At 43.8% G+C, this 23269-nt stretch carries 22 protein-coding genes; 9 read left to right on the forward strand and 13 right to left on the reverse strand.

The annotated features are described in order from the left end of the window. Positions 1 to 55 precede the first annotated feature (55 nt). From serA to RTJ53_RS09690, 3 genes are all read left to right on the forward strand, one after another. Positions 56 to 1288: a phosphoglycerate dehydrogenase gene (serA, locus tag RTJ53_RS09680; protein WP_312276775.1), complete on the forward strand. Its 1233-nt coding sequence runs from the start codon at positions 56 to 58 to the stop codon at positions 1286 to 1288. 185 nt (positions 1289 to 1473) lie between these two features. After that, a complete protein-coding gene (locus RTJ53_RS09685; protein ID WP_409418157.1) occupies positions 1474 to 1608 on the forward strand; it encodes an HAD hydrolase family protein in 135 nt (44 codons plus the stop codon). A gap of 23 nt (positions 1609 to 1631) precedes the next feature. After that, positions 1632 to 2165 carry a hypothetical protein gene (locus RTJ53_RS09690; protein WP_312276777.1) on the forward strand — a complete coding sequence of 178 codons (534 nt, stop codon included), beginning with the start codon at positions 1632 to 1634 and terminating at the stop codon, positions 2163 to 2165. A gap of 202 nt (positions 2166 to 2367) precedes the next feature. Here the strand turns inward: RTJ53_RS09690 and ettA are convergent, their stop codons facing one another. Continuing rightward, positions 2368 to 4029, reverse strand: a complete 1662-nt coding sequence (gene ettA / locus RTJ53_RS09695; protein WP_312276778.1) for an energy-dependent translational throttle protein EttA — start codon at positions 4027 to 4029, stop codon at positions 2368 to 2370. Positions 4030 to 4315: 286 nt separating this feature from the next. Between ettA and RTJ53_RS09700 the strand changes: the two genes are divergently transcribed. Next, positions 4316 to 4600 (forward strand): GNAT family N-acetyltransferase, encoded by a 285-nt coding sequence (locus tag RTJ53_RS09700; protein ID WP_128680523.1) that lies wholly within the window; start codon positions 4316 to 4318, stop codon positions 4598 to 4600. 79 nt (positions 4601 to 4679) lie between these two features. On the opposite strand, the gene infC is transcribed toward RTJ53_RS09700, so the two are convergent. Together infC and thrS are read right to left on the reverse strand one after the other, a co-directional pair. Beyond that, complete coding sequence (infC, locus tag RTJ53_RS09705; RefSeq protein ID WP_172460503.1) at positions 4680 to 5177, reverse strand: translation initiation factor IF-3; 498 nt, start codon at positions 5175 to 5177, stop codon at positions 4680 to 4682. Positions 5178 to 5212: 35 nt separating this feature from the next. Next, positions 5213 to 7141, reverse strand: a complete 1929-nt coding sequence (gene thrS, locus RTJ53_RS09710; protein ID WP_312276779.1) for a threonine--tRNA ligase — start codon at positions 7139 to 7141, stop codon at positions 5213 to 5215. A 465-nt stretch (positions 7142 to 7606) separates the two neighbouring features. Here thrS and RTJ53_RS09715 point away from each other — a divergent pair, with 465 nt between their 5' ends. After that, the gene (locus RTJ53_RS09715) at positions 7607 to 8626 is read left to right on the forward strand and encodes a 5'-nucleotidase (protein ID WP_312276780.1); all 1020 of its coding nucleotides are present in this window, start codon (positions 7607 to 7609) and stop codon (positions 8624 to 8626) included. 77 nt (positions 8627 to 8703) lie between these two features. On the opposite strand, the gene RTJ53_RS09720 is transcribed toward RTJ53_RS09715, so the two are convergent. The 7 genes from RTJ53_RS09720 to RTJ53_RS09750 form a co-directional block, all read right to left on the reverse strand. Next, a complete protein-coding gene (locus RTJ53_RS09720; RefSeq protein ID WP_312276795.1) occupies positions 8704 to 10356 on the reverse strand; it encodes a cation acetate symporter in 1653 nt (550 codons plus the stop codon). Positions 10357 to 10543: 187 nt separating this feature from the next. Next, positions 10544 to 10864, reverse strand: coding sequence for a DUF485 domain-containing protein (locus tag RTJ53_RS09725; protein WP_312276781.1), 321 nt, complete (start codon positions 10862 to 10864; stop codon positions 10544 to 10546). Positions 10865 to 11355: 491 nt separating this feature from the next. Then, positions 11356 to 11760: a thiol-disulfide oxidoreductase DCC family protein gene (locus RTJ53_RS09730; RefSeq protein WP_312276782.1), complete on the reverse strand. Its 405-nt coding sequence runs from the start codon at positions 11758 to 11760 to the stop codon at positions 11356 to 11358. A gap of 4 nt (positions 11761 to 11764) precedes the next feature. Then, complete coding sequence (locus RTJ53_RS09735; protein ID WP_309594169.1) at positions 11765 to 12196, reverse strand: thiol-disulfide oxidoreductase DCC family protein; 432 nt, start codon at positions 12194 to 12196, stop codon at positions 11765 to 11767. 18 nt (positions 12197 to 12214) lie between these two features. Beyond that, a complete protein-coding gene (locus RTJ53_RS09740; RefSeq protein WP_312276783.1) occupies positions 12215 to 13165 on the reverse strand; it encodes a TIGR01777 family oxidoreductase in 951 nt (316 codons plus the stop codon). A gap of 45 nt (positions 13166 to 13210) precedes the next feature. Beyond that, complete coding sequence (locus RTJ53_RS09745) at positions 13211 to 13675, reverse strand: hypothetical protein (RefSeq protein WP_312276784.1); 465 nt, start codon at positions 13673 to 13675, stop codon at positions 13211 to 13213. 22 nt (positions 13676 to 13697) lie between these two features. Continuing rightward, complete coding sequence (locus RTJ53_RS09750; protein WP_312276785.1) at positions 13698 to 14216, reverse strand: GbsR/MarR family transcriptional regulator; 519 nt, start codon at positions 14214 to 14216, stop codon at positions 13698 to 13700. A gap of 254 nt (positions 14217 to 14470) precedes the next feature. On the opposite strand from RTJ53_RS09750, the gene RTJ53_RS09755 reads away from it, so the two are divergent. After that, entirely contained in the window at positions 14471 to 15292 is an 822-nt protein-coding gene (locus RTJ53_RS09755) for an enoyl-CoA hydratase/isomerase family protein (RefSeq protein ID WP_312276786.1), read from the forward strand. Positions 15293 to 15344: 52 nt separating this feature from the next. Here the strand turns inward: RTJ53_RS09755 and RTJ53_RS09760 are convergent, their stop codons facing one another. Next, positions 15345 to 16079, reverse strand: coding sequence for a glycosyltransferase (locus RTJ53_RS09760; RefSeq protein WP_312276787.1), 735 nt, complete (start codon positions 16077 to 16079; stop codon positions 15345 to 15347). A 184-nt stretch (positions 16080 to 16263) separates the two neighbouring features. Between RTJ53_RS09760 and RTJ53_RS09765 the strand changes: the two genes are divergently transcribed. Then, positions 16264 to 17061: an NRDE family protein gene (locus tag RTJ53_RS09765; protein ID WP_312276788.1), complete on the forward strand. Its 798-nt coding sequence runs from the start codon at positions 16264 to 16266 to the stop codon at positions 17059 to 17061. A gap of 68 nt (positions 17062 to 17129) precedes the next feature. On the opposite strand, the gene RTJ53_RS09770 is transcribed toward RTJ53_RS09765, so the two are convergent. Next, positions 17130 to 18212 (reverse strand): CobW family GTP-binding protein, encoded by a 1083-nt coding sequence (locus RTJ53_RS09770; RefSeq protein WP_312276789.1) that lies wholly within the window; start codon positions 18210 to 18212, stop codon positions 17130 to 17132. Positions 18213 to 18298: 86 nt separating this feature from the next. After that, complete coding sequence (gene ompR, locus RTJ53_RS09775) at positions 18299 to 19072, reverse strand: osmolarity response regulator transcription factor OmpR (RefSeq protein ID WP_007117331.1); 774 nt, start codon at positions 19070 to 19072, stop codon at positions 18299 to 18301. A gap of 566 nt (positions 19073 to 19638) precedes the next feature. Here ompR and RTJ53_RS09780 point away from each other — a divergent pair. Beyond that, positions 19639 to 22188, forward strand: coding sequence for a Tex family protein (locus RTJ53_RS09780; RefSeq protein WP_312276790.1), 2550 nt, complete (start codon positions 19639 to 19641; stop codon positions 22186 to 22188). 84 nt (positions 22189 to 22272) lie between these two features. Then, positions 22273 to 23205 (forward strand): 1,4-dihydroxy-2-naphthoate octaprenyltransferase, encoded by a 933-nt coding sequence (gene menA / locus RTJ53_RS09785; protein WP_312276791.1) that lies wholly within the window; start codon positions 22273 to 22275, stop codon positions 23203 to 23205. Positions 23206 to 23269: the final 64 nt, after the last annotated feature.

Below are 23269 nucleotides of genomic sequence, written 5' to 3' on the forward strand. Positions count from 1 at the left end.
AAAACCCAGCAAGTGTGATAGGATAATTGACTAAAAATACTGACTAGGGGTTGTTATGGCACAAAATCTATCACTTGAGAAAGACAAAATCCGCTTTTTGATGCTTGAAGGCTTGCATGACAATGCCTTTAAAGTGCTGTCAGAGGCGGGCTATCACAATGTTGAGAACATCAAAACCGCCTTAGACCCCGAAGAACTTATCGAAAAAATCAAAGACGCCCATTTTATCGGTATTCGTTCTCGCACCCATTTGACCCGCGATATTTTAGAAAAAGCCGAAAAGCTCATCGCCATTGGCTGTTTTTGTATTGGCACCAACCAAGTGGACTTGGAAGCTGCCCGTGAACTGGGTATCCCTGTCTTTAATGCCCCTTACTCTAACACCCGCTCTGTCGCGGAGCTTGTCCTTGCCGAAATCATTATGCTGATGCGCGGTATCCCTGAAAAAAATGCAGTGGTACATCGTGGCGGCTGGAACAAATCTGCCAAAGACAGCTATGAAGTGCGCGTCAAAACTTTAGGTATCGTGGGTTATGGCTCTATTGGCACCCAGTTATCGGTACTTGCTGAAAGCCTTGGTATGAAAGTCATCTATCATGATGTGGTCACCAAATTGCCACTGGGCAACGCCACCCAAGTGGGCAGCCTAGAAGAACTGCTAGGTAAAGCCGATGTGGTCACCTTGCATGTACCAGATTTGCCAAGCACGCGTAACATGATTACCGCCACAGAATTGGCTGCTATGAAGCCAGGCGCGCATCTTATTAATGCGGCGCGTGGTAAATGTGTGGATATTGATGCGCTAGCAGCAGCCCTACAAAGCGGTCATATCTTGGGCGCGGCGATTGACGTGTTCCCCAAAGAGCCAAAATCAGCGGATGAAGAATTTGAATCACCACTGCGCGCGTTTGACAATGTGATTTTGACACCGCATATCGGTGGCTCAACCCAAGAAGCCCAAGCCAATATTGGTCTTGAAGTGGCAGAAAAATTTGTGCGTTACTCTGATATGGGTGATACCGCAACGTCTGTGAACTTCCCAAATGTTAGTATGCCACAAAAAGAAGGCACACATCGTTTGCTCCACATCCACCAAAACGTGCCTGGCGTGTTGTCACAGATTAACAAATCATTTGCCGATGCCAATATCAATATCTTTGCCCAAAGCCTGATGACGGAAGAAGATGTGGGCTATTTGGTGATGGATGTGGGTAGCGGCGATTCTGCGCAAGCGGTTGAAGCGCTTAAAAACATCCCAGAAACCATTCGGGTGCGGGTGTTGTTTTAATTTTTAAATCTGAGTAAAAAAACCAACTTTGATAAGTTGGTTTTTTTCTGTCAAACGTAGAGTATATTTTACATTCCACTCATGCCATGGTTTTACTACAACATGGGGCGTTACATACTTATTAGATAAATTTAGGCTGACATTTAAATATACAATAGCATTTGACGGTGAGTCTGTAATATGAAATATTACAGAAAGCAGGCGTTGGCATGGCAATGAATAATGCGTATTCCGACCTAAAAGCGGTTGCAGATTATGTATGCCCCAATGAGTGGGGTGGTAGGATTTATCAGAGTTTAATACGGTTAGAGTTGGTATAATTTTGACGCGACATCAAGCGATAATGGAATTAGCATTACCGATTAAGTTTTATCAGCAACCTCGTATGCTGGTTTTTTCTGCTATTTTTTGCATGATTGGCTTAGTATTTTTTGGTTATGACCTAATTTATCCAATAGACACACATCGGGGTGAATTGCCTAAACTTATTAAAATTATCATTATCATATTTTGTATCGGTTGGGGTGTAATATTATTAAAGCAATTGATTGATAAAAAACCACTTTTTACTTTGAACAAACAGCATATCAGTATAACGCAATGGTTCAAGGAGGATATCATGATAGCGTACCAAGATATTGAAGCAATTCATATTAGCCATGACCGCCATCCGCGCATTGTATTTGAACGCCATAACAGCAAGTTATTTGAAAAGCACCCTGCCATACCAATTGGATTTTTACAGATTAACAATCAGGCGGTTAATACTAGACAAATAGAAGACGTTATCAATCAAGTATTTGATAATTATAAAAATAAAGCCCATCAAGTAATTTATTTAAATCCCATTAAACAACATTTTTTCGATGGGTATTAATTGGACATAATCAAATTATAGCTAGTATTATTGCCGTATTATGAGGATAGCTATTTTGGGTGTTGATTGAGAAAAAATTTGGTGGATTAAAAATATCCTCATCGCTGATAAAACCAAAATTATAGCCCATTAACTTCCCCCATAAAAAACCCACCGCAACTTAGGTCACGATGGGCTATTTTAACAAAGTTTAGCCATTACATCATTTCGCAATCTTTTTATATTTCATGCGTTTCGGTTCCGCATCCGCGCCCAACTGTTTTTTGCGATATGTTTCAAACTCTGAGTAGTTACCATCAAACCAAATCGGACCTTCATCCTCAAACGCCAAAATATGCGTGGCAATACGGTCTAAGAACCAGCGGTCATGCGACACCACCATCACCGTACCAGGGAACACTTCCACCGCATCTTCAAGTGCGCGCAACGTCTCAACATCAAGGTCATTCGATGGCTCATCGAGTAACAGCACATTTGCCCCTTGTTTTAAGGTTTTGGCAAGTTGCAGACGGTTACGCTCACCACCTGACAGGCTGCCGACCAGTTTTTGTTGGTCTTGACCTTTAAAGTTAAAGCGTCCGATATAGGCACGGCTAGGCGTGGTGTATTCGCCCACGGTAATCATGTCAAGACCGTCGGAGACTTCTTCCCACACAGTTTTTTTGTCGTCCAGCTCATCGCGTACCTGTCCCACATACGCCACTTTCACTGATTCACCGACTTCAACTGTGCCCGTGTCTGGCTTGTCTTTGCCTGTAATCATGTTGAACAAGGTTGTTTTACCTGCACCATTGGGTCCGATAATCCCCACAATCGCCATCGGTGGCACAGTGAAGGATAGGTTTTCGTATAGCAAACGGTCACCAAATGATTTTGAGATATTGTTGACTTCAATCACTTTGTTGCCAAGACGTGGTCCTGGTGGAATGTAGATTTCAGCGGTTTCGTTACGCTGTTGGAATTCTTTGGAGTTTAATTCCTCAAAACGTTGCAAGCGAGATTTTGATTTGGCTTGCTGGCCTTTTTGGTTTTTACGCACCCATTCAAGCTCTTGTTTCAGCGCTTTGGCAAAGGCTTCTTCTTGCTTTTGTTCTTGCTCTAGGCGTTTATTTTTTTGCTCAAGCCACTCGGTATAGTTACCTTGGTAAGGGTAGCCATAGCCACGGTCAAGCTCCAAAATCCATTCGGCAACGTTATCAAGGAAATAGCGATCATGGGTAATCGCTACAATGGTGCCGCTATAATCTTTTAAGAAATGCTCAAGCCAAGCGACTGATTCGGCATCCAAGTGGTTGGTCGGTTCGTCAAGAAGCAGCATGTCAGGTTTTGATAGCAATAGACGGCACAGGGCAACGCGGCGTTTTTCACCACCCGATAATTTGCTCACGTCGGCATCCCACGGTGGCAGACGTAAGGCATCGGCGGCTTTTTCTAGTTGGTTGTTTAGGTTATGGGCATCCCACGCTTGGATGATGTCTTCCATTTTGCCTTGCTCGGAGGCAAGTTTGTCAAAGTCAGCATCGGGTAGCGCATATTCGCCATAGATTTCATCAAGACGCGCCAATGCGTCTAGGGCTTCACGCACACCGTCTTCTACATTGCCGCGCACGTCTTTGGCAGGGTCTAGCTGAGGTTCTTGGGCAAGGTAGCCAATCTTGATACCCGCTTGCGCACGCGCTTCACCGTTATACTCGGTGTCCACACCTGCCATGATTTTAAGCAAGGTTGATTTACCGGCGCCGTTGAGGCCCAGCACACCGATTTTTGCACCAGGGAAAAAAGACAGGCTGATGTCTTTTAGGATTTCCCGTTTGGGTGGAACAATTTTTGATACCTTGTTCATGGTATAAATATATTGAGCCATGTTTTTCCTGTTTAAGTTAGCTAATAGCAAGTGAAGGTAAGGCGTATCGTACACGCCAAAAAATTTGAAAAATGGTAAGATTTAACCGCTTATTATCGCATTGTTAACAAGGTGGGGCAAGGCAAAAGCCTAGCGAAAAATCATTTGCAAACCCCATACCGAATAGGCAAAAACTTTTACAAGTCATGGACAGTGGCTGTGCTACTATCAAACGGCAAATAACCAAGCGACAAATAACTAAGTCACAGATAGCATAGTAGACAAAAAAATACACAAGGAGACAACCATGTCGGATTTACAATTATCGATCCACCATAACGAACAATCACAACGCTTTGAAACCACCGTTGACGGCACTACTGCTTACATCAGCTATGTGGATAATGGTGATGTCATCGTATATGACCATACCATTGTGCCAGACGCGATTGGCGGGCGCGGCATTGCAGGGGAGCTCACCAAGCACGCGCTAGACTATGCCCGTGAGCAAGGTAAAAAAGTAGTCCCAGCCTGCTCTTATGTGGCAAGCTATCTACAGAAACACCCTGAATATAGTGATTTAAAAGCTTAAACTTTTATCAATGTCTCAACACGCCAATAAAAAAACCACATAGTTTAATGTGGTTTTTTTATAGATTAGGGTTTACTGATTATTTTTTCTTGGTAGGTCCAAGTAGCATACCCATTTGCCGACCTTCAACTTTTGGTTGTTGTTCAACATTGGCAACATCGGTCGTATCGGCAATGACTTTTTCAAGCTGCTGCAAGCCAATTTGTTGGTGAGCCATCTCACGACCACGGAAGCGAATGGTGACTTTGACTTTGTCTTGGTCTTCCAAAAACTCACGAATTTTACGAAGTTTGACTTGATAGTCGGCTTCTTCCGTGCCAGGACGCAATTTGATTTCTTTAAGCTGCGTTTGTTTTTGGTTCTTTTTGGCTTCTTTGGCTTTTTGTTTTTGGTCGTACAGATATTTTCTGTAGTCCATCACTTTGGCAACAGGAGGCTGAGCGTCTGGTACTATCTCGACCAAATCCAACTCAGCATCACGGGCGGCCTGCAAAGCCGTTTTTATATCCACAACACCAACTTGTTCGCCGTCTTCTTTGACTAAGCGTACCTCTTTGGCACGAATTTCCTCGTTGATGTCTAATCGGTTTGAACTCTTAATAATACTTACTCCTACGCTGTTTTTGATTTGACGCGCCCTTTTTGGGCGGTCGCTTGGTTAACCAAGTCAATAAAGGCATCGATACTCATCACGCCAAGGTTGTCACCTTCACGAGTACGCACGTTAACTTGGTTGCTTTCTACTTCTTTATCACCCATGACAATCATATAAGGAATACGTTCAAGGGTGCGTTCTCTAATTTTAAAGCCAATTTTCTCATTACGCAAATCGGTGATGACACGAAGTCCGGCTTGATTCAATTGTTCGGCGACTTTTTGGCAGGCTGCCGCTTGGTTGTCGGTAATATTCATCACCACAACTTGCTGCGGTGCAAGCCAGACTGGCATCCAGCCGGCGTAATGCTCAATAAGCATACCGATAAAGCGTTCAAATGACCCCAAAATCGCACGGTGGAGCATCACAGGGCGCTCACGTTCGCCTTGCTCATTGACAAACTCCGCACTTAGTCGCTCTGGCAAGTTAAAGTCAAGCTGCAGTGTACCGCATTGCCATACGCGGCCAAGACAGTCTTTGAGGCTAAACTCGATTTTGGGTCCATAAAATGCGCCTTCCCCTGGCAGATACTGCCAGTCAAGCCCTGCATTATCCAATGCGTCCGCTAAGTCTTTTTCTGCCAAGTCCCACAGTTCGTCAGCACCGACCCGTTTTTCTGGGCGAGTCGAGAGTTTCATTTGCACGTCATCAAAACCAAAGTCTTTATACACATCAAGGGTAAGCTTGATAAAGTCTTGGGCTTCTTGTTTGATTTGCTCATTACTACAAAAAATATGGGCGTCATCTTGGGTAAAGCCACGCACCCGCATGATGCCATGGAGCGAACCTGACGGCTCATTACGGTGGCATGAGCCAAACTCAGCAAGACGCAATGGCAAGTCACGGTAGGATTTTAACCCTTGATTGAACACTTGCACGTGACACGGGCAGTTCATCGGCTTAATCGCATAGTCACGTTTTTCACTGTGGGTGGTGAACATCATGTCACCATAATTTTCCCAGTGACCTGATTTTTCCCATAGGCTTCTATCGACGATTTGCGGGGTTTTGATTTCAAGATAGCCGTTATCTTTTTGTACTTTGCGCATATACTGCTCAAGTACTTGCCACATCGTCCAGCCATTGGGATGCCAAAACACCATACCAGGCGCTTCTTCTTGCATATGAAATAAATCAAGCGCTTTACCGATTTTACGATGGTCGCGTTTTTCCGCTTCTTCGATACGCTGGATATAAGCTTTTAGGTCTTTTTTATCTGCCCAAGCGGTACCGTAGATACGTTGAAGCTGCTCATTTTTGGCATCACCGCGCCAGTAGGCACCACTCATTTTGGTGAGTTTAAAGGCTTTTAAGAAACGGGTATTGGGCACGTGAGGTCCACGGCACATATCAACATATTCTTGATGATAGTATAAACCCATTTGAGTTTCATTCGGCATATCTTCGATAAGACGTAATTTATAAGTCTCGCCACGGTCTTGGAATACTTTGATAACCTCGTCACGCGGTGTCATTTTTTTGATAACATCGTAATCTTGGTTAATCAATTGCGTCATGCGCGCTTCGATTTTTTCCATGTCTTCTGGCGTAAACGGGCGCTCGCTGTAGATATCGTAATAAAAACCCTCTTCAATCACAGGACCGATAACCATCTTCACCTCAGGATACAGCTGTTTGACAGCATGACCCAGTAGGTGAGCGGTCGAGTGGCGAATGATTTCCACACCTTCCTCGTCTTTTGGCGTGATGATTTGAACGCTGGCATCTTCGCTAATCGGGTCACACGCATCAACTAATTTACCGTTGACACGTCCTGCAACGGTGGCTTTGGCAAGCCCTGCGCCGATGCTTTGCGCCACTTCCATGACTGACGTTTGTCCATCAAATTGTTTAATATCGCCGTTTGGTAAGGTAATGGCTACCATAATTGCTCCTGTTGTCCTTTGGCAGTGATGACCGTTACTATCGGTCATGTAACCGTGAGAGATGGGAATAAAAAAAGGGAAAAACTCTGCTCATCCAGACTTACCGTGTCTAGGTAGGCATTACAATCCCATGAATTCGTCGCTTTGCAAAAAGCGTAAACAAGATATTATAGCAAATTGCGGTGATGAAACCAACTTGCTGATTGAATTGCTTGCAGTTATGGCAGAAAATTAGGCAGCTCATGATATCCATGTAAAAAAACACTGTAATAGACGACAGCCAATGCTTGGTATCTACAATTTGGCTGGGTATCTTTAATTTGACTGGGTGTCTTGAGACTAAGCTGTGGATCTTTACCCGAACAAGTTACAGGAATAATCTAGATTACCCGTGGCAAAACTTATATAACTACAGGATAGTGAGTGCTATGCTTCATAACAATACGATTGATTAAGGGCATTTTTATGTCAGTTGATTTTTCCAATACATTAATTGTGGCGGTCTCTGCCACGGCATTGTTTGACCTATCGGAGTCTGAGCGGTTTTTTCAACAAGCGTTAACCGAAGATCCAGAAACGGCGATTGATAAATTTCGCAGCTATATGATTGAACGCGAAAATGACCCATTGCAAACTGGGACGGGTTATCCGCTTATCAAAGCCTTACTCAATCTCAATCACCATTGTGCAGCCGATGACAAGGGTGAGGGCATCGCTGCGCCCATGGTTGAAGTGGTGATTATGTCAAAAAACAGCCCAGATACCGGTATTCAAGTATTAAATGCGCTGCGTAGTCATGGACTACCGATTAGTCGCTCGGCATTTACCTCAGGCGAAGGGGTGGCGGATTATGTGGCAGATTTTAAGGTGGATTTGTTTTTGACCACCAATCATGACGATGCCCAGCAAGTCACCGATGCAGGCGTGTGTGCCTGCGCGATTTTGGATGCGCCGCCTATTAATATGAAAGAGCTAGACACCAATCAGTTACGCATTGCATTTGATGGCGATGCCGTATTATTTGATGAAGCAGGGGAGCTATTGTCGCGCCAGCAAGGACTCAAAGCGTTTCATGATTATGAAGCCAAAATGAGTAATGTGCCGATGAATAAAGGCCCGTATGCGGATTTTTTAATTAAACTCTCTAAACTACAAAAACGCCTGCCTGCTAAAATCAAGCATCCACCCATTCAAATTGCACTGGTGACCGCGCGCAATGCGCCTGCTGATTTGCGCGCGATTAAGACATTGCGTGATTGGGGCGTCAATGTAGATTTGGCATTCTTTTTAGGTGGCTTGGATAAACGCCATGTACTGCAAACCTTTGCTCCGCATATTTTCTTCGATGACTCCATTCATAATTACGAATCTGCTAAAGGCGTAGTACCTTCAGGGCTAGTGCCTTATAGCTCAAAATCAAAATTGTATGTCAAACAAGCTGATGCCACGACAACCCAAAACCTTCTTGAGATTCATCAAGGATAAAATTCGTAGGTTTTATAAAAAATTCCATATAAAAAAATACCGCTTATCGTAAGCGGTATTTGTTATTGAACATTGGATTAGTGGTCAGATGCACCTGACGCACCGATACCGGTTAATGAACGTACATACTGTGCATCAAAGCCTTTTCTATCTAACTCAGCGCGTGGTGAGTTGTCAGTGATAGATGCGATCCACGCTAGAATGAAGGTCACAGGCATACTAAATAATGCCACGTTTTTGTAGGGGAAAGCGGGTGATTCGTGTTTCAAGATATCTACCCAAACCGCAGGTCCTAAGATAATCAGTAACACTGCAACTGCTAAGCCTGCAAACCCACCGATTACCGCACCACGAGTGGTTAGACCACGCCAGAACATCGCTAAGAAAAGAATCGGGAAGTTAGCAGATGCCGCGACCGCAAATACCAAGCTTGCAATGAACGCAAGGTTTTGGTTTTCAAAGATAATACCGGTCACGATTGACAATAAACTTAACGCAACCACAGTAATTTTTGATGCACGCATCTCTTCTTCAGGTCTCGCTTGACCTTTTCTGATAACACTAGCATACAAGTCATGGCTGACCGCTGAGGCGCCTGATAAAGTCAAACCTGCCACAACCGCTAGGATAGTCGCGAAAGCAACCGCCGAAATAAAGCCTAAGAATAAGTTACCACCCACGGCATGGGACAAGTGAATTGCTGCCATGTTGGCACCACCGATGAGTGCTTGTGAGCTTACGCCATCTTTAACTACTGTCGTGAAATAATCTGGATGTTCAGCTAGGATAACGATGGCACCCAAGCCAATAAGAACAATTAAGAAGAATACGTATGAAATACAGCTTGCAGCCACCAACACTGATTTACGCGCAGCTTTGGCATCTGGCACCGTAAAGAAACGCATCAATACGTGTGGTAAACCTGCTGTACCAAACAATAGACCCAAACCTAATGAGATAGATTCAATGGGATTATTAACCAATTTACCAGGCGACAAAATTGATTCGTGTTTGCTATGGGCAGCGACGGCTGACTTGAATAAATTTTCAAAACTAAAGCCAACATGGTTCATTACCATAAGGGCCATGAAAGTCGCACCTGACATCAATAAAATAGCTTTGATAATCTGCACCCAAGTGGTGGCTAGCATACCGCCAAACAATACGTAAACCATCATTAACACACCAACGATGATTACTGCGTAAATATAATCTAATCCAAATAATAATTGAACCAATTTACCCGCACCAACCATCTGCGCAACCAAGTATAGCGCAACGACGACCAAGGTACCGGATGCCGCAAAAATACGTACTGGGGTTTGGGAAAAACGATAAGATGCCACATCTGCGAAGGTAAATTTACCCAAGTTACGTAGCCGCTCAGCGATTAAGAATAAAATAATTGGCCAGCCAATCAAGAAGGCTAGCGTATAAATCATGCCATCATAACCGACGGTAAAAACCATACTCGATAACCCCAAAAAGGTTACCGCTGACATATAGTCCCCGGCAATGGCGATCCCGTTTTTGGTACCTGAGATACCACCGCCGGCGGTATAGAAGTCGCTAGCGGTCTTGTTTTGTTTTGACGCCCAGTAAGTAATACCGAGTGTTGCCAAAACGAAAATTAAGAACATGATAATAGCTGAGATATTCAGCGGTTGTTTTTTTACTTCGCCTTCAAGGGCGCCAGCTGCCCATGCTGGCATCTGTGCCATTAGACCCATTAGCGTCAAGCTTGCGGCGGTTGAAACTTTGCCGATACGCTTGCCCAAGCCTTTAACAGTCACGCTGTTATACTGTTGTTGTAACATGCCACCCTCCATGGTGTCAAAACTGATGTTAGAACTGATGTCAAAATGATTATCAGCACCACAATCTTATAATTGAAAACCCAACACAATCCCTGTGGGGTTATACTTTACCACTGTTGATATCATCGATGACTTTACGAGTCATCGTGTCAAATTCACCGTTTGCTTTGCTGACATATACCCAAGTGATGACTGGTACAAAAATCATAATGGCAACAACAATGTAAAAGCCAACAGGGACAGTCGAGCCTGCTGACAGTGGTGCAGCAAACATTTCAGGATCAAAACCGACGAGTAACAGATAACCAAACCACACAATTAAGGTAATAATAGAAAAAATAAGCCCTAGGCTTGTTTTTTTCTTTGCCATGCTTTGGAATTCAGAATGATTAATAATTCGCTGAATTTGTGCATCATCCATGGTAACGCTCCTTGTAAATGAATGAAAAAGACAACTCATTGATGATTGATTCAACAATCAGTGTCAAAACCGACAAGGAAGATAGCGATTGGGTGACAATAACAGTAGACAAAATATGGTGAAGCAAGTCCGCTATGCTAAACGTAATAGATTGTCTTAAATGATACAAACAATCTCATCTTCCTGATTAGTTGCTATTATTAAATGAAAATTGTTAAAAAATCTAGCTGTTTTTTCTCAAACTGTAAAAAAATTGTAGAATGTTAGTTGAAAATTAGTGACAAGGTTATCAACGTACCCAAAATTATTATTAGACATAACTTGATACTCGTAATCGTGACTAATAGTCATTGTGCCTAATTATGATTGCACTTATTCATAACTGTAACGCCCAATGACCATTAAAAATTATCAAGCTATCCATAATGGATGAATCATTGAGGATAGATAAATCATTGAGCGTACCTACCGCCATTCAAACCAAATGGCATTTATTTACCTCGAGTTCTACACATACCGTCTTTGCAGTCTTCTGCGACTTTACCATAGGCAAGTTGGGTCATCCAGTTGGGTACACGGTTGCGATGTCGCGCAAAAATAGGATAAATCACATTACTGGCTTGTTTCACCACAGGCCATTCAAACACGGTTGCAAATGGCAATTGTGCGGTTTTGTATAGCAGTCGTACAGCATCCATGCCTTTTTGCATGTTCCCCTGTTTATCTTGCACACACAGATAAGTCATCGCCTCATTTTCGCTAATACCAAATTTGGCAAGTTCGTCCCGAGCGTCATCAATCGGAACTATGCGAATGGCGTCAGGTTTTTTCTCTGCCATATGCAAGGCTTCAGTACGGCAGACAGGGCAGGTATCATCATAGTACATGGTAATCATAGCATTATCCTTTTGTTTGAATACGTTTAGCAGGGGGTATTTGGCACACGCCATTCTCGCAAGTGGGCATTTTTGCTAATTTTCCATACATAAGTTTTATGATCCATTTCGGAAAATAGTAACGATTGCGAGCAATAAACGGATAAGCAAAATCACCGATTTGTTTAACAATCGGTAAGCCTAAAAGCGGAGCGAATGGCACGCTAGCGGTACTGTAGAGTAAGCGGACAGCATCCATGCCTTTATGCATGTTGCCTTGCTCGTCTTCTACTACCACATAAGTCATGGCATCTACCATGCTTATCCCTGCGTTTGCCAATATCGCTTCAGCATGGCTGACTGGCACAATATTGATTTGACTAGGGTTTTTGGCTTGCATGGTTTGGGCGTTGGTTGTACAAAGTAGGCAAGTTTCATCGTAATACATGGTAATCATGTTAATATTCTCCTAAGCTTAGTCTTGTAATGCATCTAATACGGTCAAATCTTTAAACTCAAACCTTTTAGCTAAAAGCGATTTTGGCACAACGCGTTGCCCATCCAACAGTAACGTCGACATTTCACCAAACATGGTCTTGACCACAAAGGCGGGCAGGGTCATCACGGTAGGGCGGTGCAACCAAGTGCCCATCGCATCGGTAAATGCAGCATTGCTAATAGGCGTTGGATTGGTCAAATTGTAAATTTGCTGAGTGGGCAGGGTGTGAGTCAGGTTTTGTTCAATGATAAAAATCACCGCACGCACCCAATCAGTACGGCTAATCCAGCTCATGATTTGCTGACCATTGCCAAGCTTACCACCGGTGCCCATTTTAAATGGGGTAATCAGTCGCCCAACCATACCCCCCTCGGGCGCAATCACCACCCCTGTACGCACAATCGCAACTGGCACAGCGTCTGTTACAGTATCTTTTACAGCATCTTGGGCAGTCAAAGCTAGCTGCTCCCATTTCTGACAAATTTCGTGAGCGAAGTCGGTTTTTGTCATGGGGCTGGTTTCATCAAGCGCGGTTGGGTCGTTTTCCTTTTGGATACCGTACCAACCGATGGCTGAGCCGCTAATCAATAGTTTTGGCTTGTTGCCGATTCGCTCAATATAGTCAATTACCGCTTGTGTAGGTTTTAGTCGACTATCAAACAATTCTTGCTTACGTGCATCCGTCCAACGGCTGTCGGCAATACCCGCACCCGCTAGATTGATGATGACATCATACGTCTCATTGGTGCTGGCAAGATCGTCATAGCTAATAACGTCGTCTGCGATATTTTTGGTTTTCTCTTTTTCTACAGAACGAGATACCCAAGTGACTGACGCAGTGTCACCTTTTACGCCATGGGTTTTTAACGATTGTGTTAACGCTGTGCCTAAAAATCCTGAACCGCCTGTGATAAGTATTTTCATCATTTCTTTCCTTTTTTCTGTCAAAACTGAAATTTATGAGTAAAATTTTTAGCTTTTTGGTAAAACCAATTTGCCAACGATTACACTACTTAAACCGCCAACTATCGCAAGTCTGCCGTTAAACACCAAGATGCCTAACCATGTTACTAGAGTATTAGAAGTAAATAATCTATTAATATCATGAAAGGCTATTACAAAGATAAAAAATGTCACAAAACAGCCAATAACATATAATCTAAAATATTGCCAAACGCTAGAAAGTACTATTTTTCTCAAAACTATGATAATGCTCGTTACTATTGAAGGAATAAATCCGAATAAAGTGCCAAAAGCTATGGCGGCTAACATAGCCAGAAAAAAGTTATTGAGTCCAACGTGTTGCCAGCTATGGTGGCTAATGGTCTCGTTCATTGGAAAAAGCATCACACCCATCAAATGTATCAGACCGCCAATCCCACCGCCAAATAGAGCATAACAGGTTAAAACTTTGCCAGTCGGATATGTTGCAGTCATTGTCCCAATCCAGCATTTCCCATCATTTCAAAAACTTCTGAATCGTCGCGCCAAGTTTTAAGATACGATTGAGCGTAGTAGACGAAAGTTTTAGCATCTCGTTCGCCCAACTCGTCAGCGTATCGACAAATTGGTGAGTGTCTTTGATACGTTGTTGTACGTCTTTACTTTCTGTGGCAAATTCTGGCTCATTGATTAAATCCGCCAAGAATCCAACCGTCGGCGCAAGCTCTCGGCGATAGCGTTCTTCGACAATCACCTTAGCCAATTCCCACACATCCGTGCCCGTGGTGAAATAATCGCGTCTATCACCAAGCGTATGTACTGTTTGTACCAGATTTAAGCTCTGCAATTCCTTGATACTATTGCTCACATTTGAACGCGCCACGCCTAAGGTCTCTTGGATTTCTTCGGCATTCATCGGCTTGCCTGCCAAAAATAACAAGGCATGAATCTGAGCAACGGTACGGTTTACGCCCCATTTATTGCCCATTTCGCCCCAATGTAAGACAAATTTTTCCATGGTCGATGTGAGTTGCACTTTTTAGCCCTGTGTGTAAGTCAATGGATATAAATCAATCAATTTTTAATTAGTTTGAGCTTTTTATATATTTCTGTCAATACAGAAATTTTGAAAATTGTAAAAATTTTGTGGTTGGGTTTGGATTGTTGACCTTACAAGTCGCGTTTTATTTCCCAAAAAAAAATAATTTCGGTAAGATGAAGTGGTTCATTGTATCTTTTTTTTTGATATTTAGTTTTTTGGTATTTATTTCTTTGGTATAAGGATGACCCATGACGGCAACCCAAACACAACAACCCACCTTTCAAAAAGTCACGTATGATGTTGCAGATAGCGTTGCGACGATTACCCTCAATGATCCAGCATCACTCAATGCGCTCAATAGCGTGATGAAATCCGAGCTTTATCAAGCCCTTGATTACGCCCAATACGACACAGCCGCCAAAGTGATTGTCATCACAGGCGCGGGCAAGGGATTTTCTAGCGGTGGTGATATTCGCGAGATGCTATCCGGCGCAGATAACCGCGAAAACCTACTGAAAATGTCGCATAGTCTGACCATTGGGATTGCTGACATCACGCGCCGTATCCGCAAAATCAGCAAACCGATTATCGCGCGTATCAATGGCGCGTGTGCGGGCGCAGGCATGAATATCGCGTTAGCGTGTGATTTTCGCGTCGCCAGTGACAATGCTAAATTTTTACAAGCCTTTGTCAATATCGGGCTAGTGCCTGATGGTGGTGGTATTTATCTGTTATCGCAGTTGATTGGTGCCGCCAAAACCACTGAGCTTGTGATGTTGGGTGAGCAAATCACCGCGCAAAAGGCAGAAGATTTGGGACTGGTGAATGCGCTGGTGAGTCAAGATGCGCTTGATGCGGCAGTGAAAAAACTGACCGACCGTCTCACAAGCTTGCCAACCTTGGCACTGGCGGCAATGAAGCAATCGATTAATCAAGTCGCATTTGCAGGACTAGATATCGCGCTAGACCAAGAGGTAATTTACCAAATGCAGATGGCAACCACGGACGATTTTAAAGAAGGTGTGTCGGCATTTATGCAAAAACGTCCTGCTGAGTTTAAAGGACGATAAAGCCGAGTGCATTTACCTAAAAACCCTGCAAAAAATAGCGTCACCACCGACGCTATTTTTTTGGGGTGTGATAATGCCCAAACTGGTAACGGATTTTGTTATCACGGATTTCGCCAACAAAGAAACGATATAAATTGGCATGCAGGTATTTCCAGCCCGTATTAAAGTAGCCATCTTGCTGCAAGCGGCGCGGGTCAAAGCGAAAGGTGAGCGGTAGCATCTGATAACGGGTGATTTTTTTGGCACGATTGACATAGTCACAATCTTCACACAAGGTGATAGACTCATCAAACCCACCCAATTGGTCATGCACGGATTTACTGGAAAAAATACACGCACCGACCGCCGTTGGCGATAAAAATTGGCTAACAAAAATACCTATGTTAAATAGCAGATAACCCACTGTAAACCAAGGTTTTAGGTGGTCAGCATTCATGTATACACCGGCTACTTTCAAGGATTTTTTATCCAATAATTGACTGGCTTTTTGCAAAAAGTCTGCAGCCAACCGCACATCGGCATCTAAAAACAGTATCCGTTCATTTTTGGCTAGGTTTGCCCCTGTATTACGACCCAAGCTGACGCCACGCTTTGACATTTTATGGACGCTTATCGCCGGCAATTGATGGCGAAAACTGGCTGCAATTTGACAGGTGTCATCTTCGCTGTTGGAATCCACCACGATGACTTCAAAATTTTGGTAGCTTTGTTGGGCTAAGTCACGCAAAATATTACCGATACGTTCGGCTTCGTTTAGGGTAATAATCACAATGCTAATTGGCGTCATAAGCTCATTCACAAGGGCAACAATCGTTTAAAACTGCAATTTTTAGCTTTTTTATCATAAATGAACAATATGACGATTTGGTGATTGCCAAAAAAGTTTTGGCTGCTAACCTATGGAATGAGTAATCGAGCTGATGCAGAATTCAATGGGCGATAGCATGGTAATCAGTTAGAAGGAATGAAGTATGTGCATTGTGGCGTTGGCTTGGCAGCTGTTTGAGGATAAGCCCTTGGTGCTATTATCCAATCGGGATGAATTTTTGCAGCGTCCTACACGCGCACTGCGTGAATGGCAGTTGCCAAATGGACAAAAAATCATCGCGGGGCAAGATGCGCAAGCAGGGGGCACTTGGTTGGGTATCGATCCTGAGCATGGGCGCTGGGGGGTGATTCTAAACTACCGAGAGATTATCAAAGATAAGCCTGTCTTTGCCACCTCCCGCGGTCAGCTAATCCTTGATTATTTAAGTGGTGAGTGGTCGCCGCTAGCTTTTGCAAGGCAAATTGATTTGCCCTGCTATGATGGGTTTAATCTAGTCATCGGCGATCGGCAGCAAGCGGTGCTGCTCAATAATAAAGGGTATGGCATCGAGGTATTGGCAAAAGGCTTATACGTGTTATCCAATGGTCAACCAAATAAGGCATGGTTTAAAACGGAAAAACTGCGCAGGCGAGTACGACAAGAGTTGTTGCCCCTGCTTGCTGAGCACGAGGATTGGCAAGCGCTGGCATTTGAGATATTGCAAGACAGTGAACAAGCGCCTATCGCCCAGCTACCTGATACAGGGTTAGGTATGGAGAGAGAGTTGGCGTTGTCTTCCATCTTTATCCCTGCCAATCGCCTCGATAAGCTGTTGGGAAGTAGCTATGGGACGCGCGTGAGTAGCTTGCTCACCATCACTCATACAGGGTTTGATATGCAAGAAAAAAACCTTGAAAACGACACTATCATCCGTATCACGCCCGATGTTAACGCCACATAATCAATGAAAAAAATAGCCGCAAAATCAAAAAAATAGACAATAAAATCGGCTATCCATCAACCGTAAGCTTAACGGATATGCCCAAACATCATCATCAGCTCAGTATCGAGCCTATTAAAATCTAATTCGATAGTGTTATCCAAAAAAATCACTTCAATACGGTTATCGGTTTGTGGCTCACAGGCCACCAAATCGAGCGAATCTGGGGTAAAATTCATGGTTTGCCATGCCTCATCGTGCGTATGTTTGATATGAACCACCGATTTGATACGTTGCCAGTTGGGCAGTGCTAACAACCATTCCATCAGCACAGTCATATCAATTGTCCAGTCGGCTGATACCCGCCATCCGATGATTTGATAGCCGTTTTGCACATCATGATAGCGAAATGGCAAGTCATCATTGGTAGCTGTTGGTGATTGGGTGGTGTCAGCTTGGGTGGTGGATGGAGCGTGGTACTGAGCAAAGCTCGTTAAGCTAATTTGTTGGTAGTGGCTACGCTCGGCAAGCACTTGACTTGATTGCTTGAGCGTTTGTTGCAATTGCCGCAGATTGTCTTCGCTCAGCGTTTGTTCTGTTTGCCAAATCAATTTTGCTTTAGGGTTTAAGCCTTTTACCCATGCGGTTAGCTGGGTTTTTTGGGTGTCATCCAACCCATGAAATCGATTAATCACCACCACATCACAAAATCGCACATGCGCTTGGTAGCCTTCATTGTCACGATAACGTGCATCTTGCCAATGACGCGCATTGACGATACTGATGGCAGATTTTAGCGACAGCGCAGTTTGCCAATGCGGTGCAGATAGTTGCTCAATCAGCTCGCGCGGGTGTGCAAGCCCTGTCGGCTCAATCCATAATCGGTCAGGTCTATACTCAGAAGTCAAGCGAGCGAGCACAATCTGTAGCGGCAGTTGCGACGTACAGCAGATACAGCCACCAGATACTTGGCGAATCGCTAAATCATGGTCAGCATTACCCGTCAATAGCTTTTCATCAATACCTATTTGACCTGCTTCATTGACCAAAATCGCCCACTTTTCTTGGTGTTGAAAATGCGCGATACAGGCATTGATAAAACTGGTTTTTCCAGAACCTAAAAAGCCCATCACCAGGTGACAGGCTGTATTTACAATCAACGGTTTTATCATAACAATTTCTTAACTCTGTTAACCTAGCTTTTTTAATCCGCTCTTCTAATTGGCTTTTTTAATTCGCTCTTTTAAATAGCGGTTGTTTAGCTTTCTGCCCCATCGGGTACAAACACATAACCCACGCCCCAAACGGTTTGGATATAGCGCGCTTGCGAAGGGTTATCTTCGATAAGACGGCGTAAACGCGATACTTGCACATCGATTGAGCGCTCCATTGCGCCCCATTCACGACCGCGTGCCAGATTCATCAGTTTATCACGGGTTAATGGCTCACGGGGATGTTGTACCAAAGCCTTTAATACACTAAATTCACCTGTGGTTAAGGTCACGATGTTACCATCACGCTTTAGGGTACGCGTTGATAAGTCTAATGTCCATGACCCAAATTCGACCACTTCCATTTGCTGACTGGGTGCGCCTGGCAATTCACGCGTTTGCCGACGCAATACGGCTTTAATACGTGCCAATAATTCTTTGGGGTTAAAGGGTTTTGGCAGATAATCATCTGCGCCTGCTTCAAGTCCTGCGATACGATCGGCATCGGAACCTTTAGCGGTCAACATAATAATCGGAATATCGGAGTTTTCTGCGCGTAAGCGATGGCAAATACTGATACCGTCTTCGTTAGGTAACATCAAATCAAGCACAATCAGCGAAAATAACTCGCGCTGCATCAGTTTGTCCATTTGGCTACCATCATGCGCAGTACGTACAATATAACCATCGTCTTCTAAGAAACGTTGTAACAAAGTACGAAGACGCGCATCATCATCAACGACCAAAATGCGCTGATTCATATCGCCGGCGGCTGATTGATTGGGGGTAGATTCTACAGTGGGGTTAATGTCATCACTCATTGATTATTTTCCTCATTTTTATCGTCGATATTCCTATCACCAATGTTATTTTCACTCGAATGTTGTTTTCGCTACATTATTTTCGTTACACAGTTTTTATAAATACCCAATTGTTTTTATAACCGCTAAATACGTTTCATTAGCGTGCTGAACTGAACCTTATAATTAATCGGTAGGACAGGCAATGCTATAAAATATATGGGTATAAAAATTTTTATTAGGGACTGATAAGGGTATTTTGAAACGATTGGTTACAACTTGCAAGCATTATCAATCTTATTATTCAGCCAAGTTTGCTTGGTTATGCGGTTATTAAAGCAAAAAAATGTGTCGGTTGTTGTAGTGATTTTGCTAAAAATACGACGTTAGCTTATAGGGTAACCACCTATTATATAGTCATCAGTTAGCAAAATTTTAGTCTAACGACAGTGCTAGGGTTGGCAAGGTAAAAATTCACTAAAGATTTTTGTTAAAATAGCGTTTACCTATTATCTTTTTGTATTGTTTTGTTATAATGCGTGAACTCTGAAGTTTTGAGTTCATCCTTATAAGTGTTAGGCAAAAATATGACTACAAACGTTACTGCCATTGCGGCTAATCCAGCGGTAGATGTACTCTCTGAGCAAGTCCAGCAAGCCATTTATCAAAAATTAGCTGCCAATCTTGGTATCAAACTCAACCAAATGATGGCATTCGTCAAACTCTACGATGATGGGGCGACGATTCCGTTTATTGCACGCTATCGTAAAGACCAAACCGGCGGGCTCGATGATGTACAGTTGCGTAGTCTGGAAAAATCGCTCAGCTATGAACGAGATATGGCCATTCGCCGCCAAAAAATCATTGAGCTGTTGACCTCACAAAATAAGCTGACCGATGAATTGAATGAACGCATCAATCAAGCGGCATCCAAACTTGAGCTAGAAGACATTTATTTGCCGTATCGTCCGCGCCGCCGCTCATTGGCAACCCAAGCGCGTGAAGCAGGACTTGAGCCAATTGCCTTGGCGGTTTTAAATGAGTCGGTAAGCCCAGCCTCAGCATTATCAGATTATCAAGCGCCAGTGCCTGTACAGGATGACAACGGCGAAGCCGAAGCGTCAATTTTTGAAGATAAAGAAAAACAGCTATCAGGTATTGGTGCCATTATTATCGATGAGTGGACACAGCAGCTTGATCTACTAGACAAACTGCGCGTCGGCTTTGGGAAAATCGCCCAAATTCATAGCCGTCTAGTAGGCGAAGAAAAGCGGGAAGTCGGCGAAAAATACAAAGACTATTTTGACCATGCTGAAAGCTTGGCGCGTCTACCCAATCATCGATTATTAGCGATGCTACGCGGTCGCCAAGACAACGTACTGACAATTGCGATTGAAGGCGATGATGCACCATTTACCCAGCAAATTAATCACGCATTTAACTTAACGGCAGCCGAGCCTAGTGACCGTCAACAGTTTTTATTGTCACTGGGCAAAAAACTGTGGTTGGACAAATGGCGTCCGCATATTGAGCATCGTTTGCTCACAGAAAAACGCTTAACGGCTGAATCCGCAGCAATTGACGTATTTGCAAACAATTTACAGCATTTATTAATGGCAGCGCCAGCGGGTCAAAAAACGATTTTAGGCGTCGATCCGGGTATCCGTCATGGGGTCAAAATGGCTGTGGTTGATAGCCTAGGTCATGTTGCCAAAAACAGCGATGATAGTTTTGCGATTGCAACAGTGTATCCATTTGCCCCAGACAATAAGGTCGATGAAGCCAAACAAACCATTGCAGATTTACTCAAAAACCACCATGTGCATTTAATCGCCATTGGTAATGGTACTGCTAGCCGTGAGACAGATGCCTTAATCAAAGAAATTTTGGCAGAAAACAGCGCTCAAGGAAACGGGGATATCAAAGCCGTGCCTGTGGTGGTCAATGAATCTGGTGCGTCTGTGTACTCAGCCAGCGAACTGGCATCGCAAGAATTACAAGAGCTCGATGTATCCATTCGTGGGGCGGTATCGATTGCACGTCGTTTGCAAGATCCCTTGTCTGAGCTGGTTAAAGTCGATCCCAAAGCCATTGGCGTGGGGCAATATCAGCATGACGTCAACCAAACGCAGCTGGCTGATAGTTTAACCAAAGTCACGCAAGACTGTGTGAATGCGGTGGGCGTAGATGTCAATACCGCAAGTCCTGCAATTTTGTCTTATATCGCAGGTCTCAATGTCAATGTAGCACAGCAAATTGTCAATTACCGGAACGAACATGGCGCCTTTGCCAACCGTGAACAGCTCAAAAACGTGCCAAGATTGGGTGCCAAAACTTTTGAACAAGCGGCAGGTTTTTTACGCATTCGTGGCGGTGATGAGCCGTTAGATGCGACAGGGTTACACCCAGAAAACTACGAGATGGTCAAACAATGGCTGGCGTCAACCGACAACAACCTCAACGATGTGCTAGGCGACGAGTCAGCGCTTAACAATCTGATCGCTTCACTTATCGCTGCCGCAAACGATGAGGTTAACGATGCCGAGCAAGCAACGCTGAAAGCCGCTGCCATCAAACAAGAATTAGCCAAACCAGCACACGATCCAAGACCGAGCTTTAAAACAGCAAAGTTCCGTGACGATGTCAATAGCATCAACGATTTAACCGAAGGCATGACGCTTGAAGGCGTGGTCACCAATGTGACAAGTTTTGGTTGTTTTGTTGATGTTGGCGTCCATCAAGATGGCTTGGTACATATCTCAGAGATGGGTAACGAATTTATCGCCGATCCGTTAAATCATGTTAAACCAGGTGATATCGTCACCGTTCGCGTGATTTCAGTGGATGCAGAGCGTAAACGCGTGGGCTTTAGCATGAAGTCAGACACCCCAATGGCAGCCAAACCTGCTGAAAAAGCACCCGCTAGTAAAGCAAAAAATACCAACCAATCAGTGGATGGTACGGCGAAAAAACACGCAGACCCTACCGAGCGCGGCGGTAAATCAGCCAAACATTCGGGCAAAGCCCAACGTAGTGATAAAGCCGCTAAGCCGCGAAACCAAACAGCCGACAAACCGCAAAAAATCGGTAGCTTAGGTGCGTTGTTGGCGCAAGCAGGTCTAAAAAAATCAACATAAACCCCGCATCATTGGTAAACGTGCATCTAAATGGCTAAATCCATTTAGATGTTGGGATTGGTGATACAAGGTTTCGAGTGAGTGATGGTCAATTTTTTACAAGCATTTTGGCAAGCGACTCGCCCACGCACTTATCCATTAGCGGTGGCTGGCATTATAGTAGCCAATGCGTTGGCATACTCGCGTATTGGTAGCTTCAACAGCAAAAACTGGCAAATCTTTTTGCTAAGTATATGGGTTGCCTTAGGCTTACAGATTTTATCCAATTTAGCCAACGACTATGGCGATGGTATACGGGGTACGGATGCCCATCGACTCGACAGACAGACTGCTCAAGGGACAATCAACCCCAAGACACTCAAGAAATTAATAATAAGTTGGGCACTGTTTATTTTTGGCTGCGGTATTGGCTTACTTTGGCTGAGCTTTAACAGTCTGACTGATTTTTTTACCTTCTTAGCATTGGGCATCATCGCCATTATCGCCGCAGTGACCTATACCATGGGTAAAAACCCCTATGGGTACAATGCGAAAGGCGAAATAGTAGTATTTTTATTCTTCGGCTTAGTTAATGTACTAGGGGGCGTGTACCTACAAACACAATTTATCCGCGTGATGGATATTATTGCTGCGGTGGTGATCGGCCTGCTATGCACTTGCGTATTGATGATTAACAATATGCGGGATTTTGACACGGATACAGGCGCTGGTAAAAATACCCTTGCTACCACCTTAGGTAAAGAAAGCATGAGCCATCTGTATCGGTTCATGTTGTTGGGTGCTTACTTTTTACTCATTACCTTTGTGACCTTGCGACAAAATTTTTATCTATTAAGCCTACTTGTTCTAGTCTCTCCGATTGCCAAACATCTTAAAATGGTTCGTCATTATAGTGATGAAAATATCCCCTCAAACGCACTAGCGCCAGAGCTAGCCAAAATTATCTTAATTACCCTAGCGACCAGTGTGTTGATGAGTTTAAGCATTCTTATCTTTAACTATAAAAAAATAATTTGAAAATAAATGAAAAAACTTTTCCCATTAGTATTGACAGGGGGAAAGAAAAGCGTATAATACGCAC

Origin of the sequence: Moraxella sp. CTOTU46711 (assembly GCF_031975715.1) — a bacterium.
Classification (GTDB): Bacteria; Pseudomonadota; Gammaproteobacteria; order Pseudomonadales; family Moraxellaceae; genus Faucicola.